Raw genomic sequence first — 3,162 nt, forward strand, 5'->3', positions numbered from 1 at the left:
TAAAATAACAAAAACAATGAAATATAATATTTTTTCATTCAGAGAAAGCGATGACTATGACAAAAAACGCTATGGTTTCGCAGAATCGCCCGACAGCGTTGATCCCATAGACATATACCAAGGCTTGCCTTTGGAAAAGGCTTGGAGTGAGCCAATGTTTGAATTAACCGAAGGGCGTTTTTCCGATTACCTAAGTAATGATTGCGATTGGGTTTTGTGTTCTGAGAAATTGAAACAGTGCATCGAAACAAATGCTATCAACGCAACAGACATAACCTGGTGTTCGGTTGCCGTTAACGACGGAGATGTGGTGGAAACTTATTATGCACTGCTTATGGAAACGCCCATGAAGGAAATCTTGGACATAGAGAAGTCCAGAAAGCTAAGAAACGGGAAAATATATCTTCCGCATTTTGTTTATGACAAGATAAAGGATGTGGATATTTTTACTTTGGAGGAGGAATACCCCAACTATGTTTATATATCTGACAGGCTGAAGCAGCGTATCGAGGCAGAAAGCTTAACTGGTGTCGGATTTGAGGATTGGTATGCATCATAAAACTTGATAGAGGAATGGAAACAGAAAAAGTATATTTCGTTGAGAGCAGTGAAGATTATGATGATCAACACTATGGCTTTGCCTTTTCTGATGAAGGTCTGTCGCCAGCTGATATTCAGAATTGGAAACAAGATGTTGCTTGGAAAGAATTAAAGATGGAGTTGAGGGATGGAGAGTTTGCAGACTATTTGGTTAATGATTTAGATATACCGCTATGTTCTAGGCGCCTAAAAGATTTGATTGTGAGACATGCCGACAATTCCGATGATATTATTTGGTATCCTATCATAATACAATCAGCCTCATCTTGGAATCAAGAAAGATACTATTACTTAAAGACTAGTATCTTATTAGACGATGTGATAGACTTTGAAAAGTCTGATATTGAGAAAGGGATAGTGTATGTTCCATACTTTATAAAAGAAAAGATACGGGATATATTCCGCTGTGCCTATGACGGGTCATACTTGTTTGTTTCACAAGCGCTAAAAGACGTTATTACCAATAACAACATAACCGGAATAAGTTTTGAAACTTGGGAGTAGTTTTTGGTAAGTAAACTACAGTTATGTTCAAAAGACGTAAAAGAATAAGACTACGGTGACGATTCTAATGTTATGGAGTGGATGGTAGGCAATTATCTAATGATTAAAGATTACCCCAACGCAAAGAAATGGGTGGATAAATTAGGCACCGTCTTTAAAAATCAAGAAATACTTGGCGATTGGGATTTGAAGGGAAAGACAAATCGCATAAATTTCCTTGGGAATTGGATGATGATGAATAAACGGGAACTGGGTTCTTGATATACATTACAGGAGGGGTGCATAGACTACTGCGACAGCCGACGGCAAGGACACCCTGCTCGTGGGCTACGGCTACGACGAGGCGGGCGCACGGCATGGGAATACGACAAGTGCGACCGCGTGGTGCTGCGCACGCTTCCCGGCGGCGAGAGCCATGCCTACGCCTACGAGGGGAGCGACCTGACGGGCATCGCCGACGGCGAGGGGCGCACCTTCACGCTGGCGTACAACGCACGGCACGAACTGATACGGCTCACCTTCCCCAACGGGCTGCACCGCGACTGGCGTTACGACGGCCGCGGCCGCATGGTGTGGGCGCGCGACGTGCTTGGGAATGTGACGACCTACGCCTATGACGACGCCGACAACCTGATACGCATCGAGGAAACGGACGGCAACGTGCACAACCTCGTGTACGACACCTCGGGCAACCTCGTCAAGGCCTCGGACCTGTTGCACGACGTGGAGTTCGACTACGGCCCGCTGGGCACGCTCACGGGCAGGCGGCAGTTCGGCCGGCACGTCCGATTCGGATACGACAGCGAGCTGCAGCTGCGCGAGATCGTCAACGCGGGCGGGGAACGCTACGCCTTCGGGCTCGACGGACTGGGCCGAGTGGTGGAGGAGACGGGTTTCGATGGGCTGAAAAGAAAATACCTGCGCGACGGCGCGGGCAGGGTGGTACGGGTAGTTCGCCCATGCGGACGGCAGACGGACTACGAGCTGGACGGGGCGGGCAACGTGTTGGAGGAACGCCACCACGACGGGCGCACCAGCCGTTTTGCCTACGACGGCGACGGCCTGCTGCTGCGGGCGGAGAACGGCGATACGAAGGTGGCCTTCAAGCGCGATGCCGCCGGGCGCGTAATAAAGGAGACGCAGGGCGGGCACAGCATCGTGCGCACGTTCGACCCGACGGGGCGGCACGTACGTACGGAAAGCAGCCTCGGGGCGAGCGTTGATTACCGCCACGACGGACAGGGAAGGCTGCAGGAGATGTCGTGCGGGGAGTGGTCGGCCAAGTGGCTGCGCGACAGTGTGGGGCTGGAGGCCGAGCGTCACCTTACGGGCGGCGTGCACGTCATCACAAGGCGCGACAGGTTCGGGCGCGAGACGTTCAAGAGCGTAGGTGCGCGCAACGTGGAGCAGTTCCGCCGCCGCTACACATGGGACATAGGTAACCGCCTGCTGGTGGCGCGCGACGAGATCTCGGGACGCGTGGCGCGGTACGACTACGACGAGTTCGACAACCTCATCGCGGCCGAGTACGAACGCGGCGGAGAGGTGGAACGCCTCTACCGCGTGCCCGACCGCATGGACAACCTCTTCGAGACACGCGAACGTGACGACCGGCGCTACGATGCCGGTGGCCGATTGGCCGAAGACCGTGAGTTCTTCTACCACTACGACTGCGAGGGCAACCTCGTATTCAAGGAGTTCAAGGAAATGGTGTTGCGCGGCGGCATTGTCGCCCCCATTAATAAGGAGCGGCTCGAAACCGAACTGGGCATCCGTTTCCGCGCCTTCGGCACGGGCTGGCGTTACGATTGGCAGAGCGACGGCATGCTCGCCCGCGTCGTGCGTCCCGACGGCAAGGAGGTGTCGTTCGCCTACGACGCCCTCGGCCGCCGCATCCGCAAGTCATACGCAGGAACCACCACCCACTTCGTTTGGGACGGCAACGTGCCGCTGCACGAGTGGACGGAAACGGCCGAATCGGAAGAAAGCGAGATGGTGACCTGGCTCTTCGAACAAGACACGTTCGTGCCTGCCGCCAAGCTCATCGCCAACGGCGAG

At 53.4% G+C, this 3,162-nt stretch carries 2 protein-coding genes and 1 pseudogene; all 3 read left to right on the plus strand.

Going from position 1 to position 3,162, the window contains the following annotated elements; translation table 11 throughout:
• Positions 1 to 16: 16 nt before the first annotated feature.
• Entirely contained in the window at positions 17 to 559 is a 543-nt protein-coding gene (locus HMPREF0670_RS11440; protein WP_009231310.1) for an imm11 family protein, read from the plus strand.
• Between the two features lie 14 nt (positions 560 to 573).
• Entirely contained in the window at positions 574 to 1,104 is a 531-nt protein-coding gene (locus HMPREF0670_RS11445; protein WP_009231311.1) for an imm11 family protein, read from the plus strand.
• A 381-nt stretch (positions 1,105 to 1,485) separates the two neighbouring features.
• A pseudogene (locus HMPREF0670_RS11455) lies at positions 1,486 to 3,162 on the plus strand (RHS repeat protein); the annotation flags it as partial.

Source organism: Prevotella sp. oral taxon 317 str. F0108 (assembly GCF_000162415.1).
GTDB lineage: Bacteria > Bacteroidota > Bacteroidia > Bacteroidales > Bacteroidaceae > Prevotella > Prevotella conceptionensis.

What these genes read in the sequence shown, in the direction of transcription:
- HMPREF0670_RS11440 (WP_009231310.1), top strand. Translation starts at nt 17, where the DNA reads ATGAAATATAATATTTTTTCATTCAGAGAAAGCGATGACTATGACAAA.
- HMPREF0670_RS11445 (WP_009231311.1), top strand. Translation starts at nt 574, where the DNA reads ATGGAAACAGAAAAAGTATATTTCGTTGAGAGCAGTGAAGATTATGAT.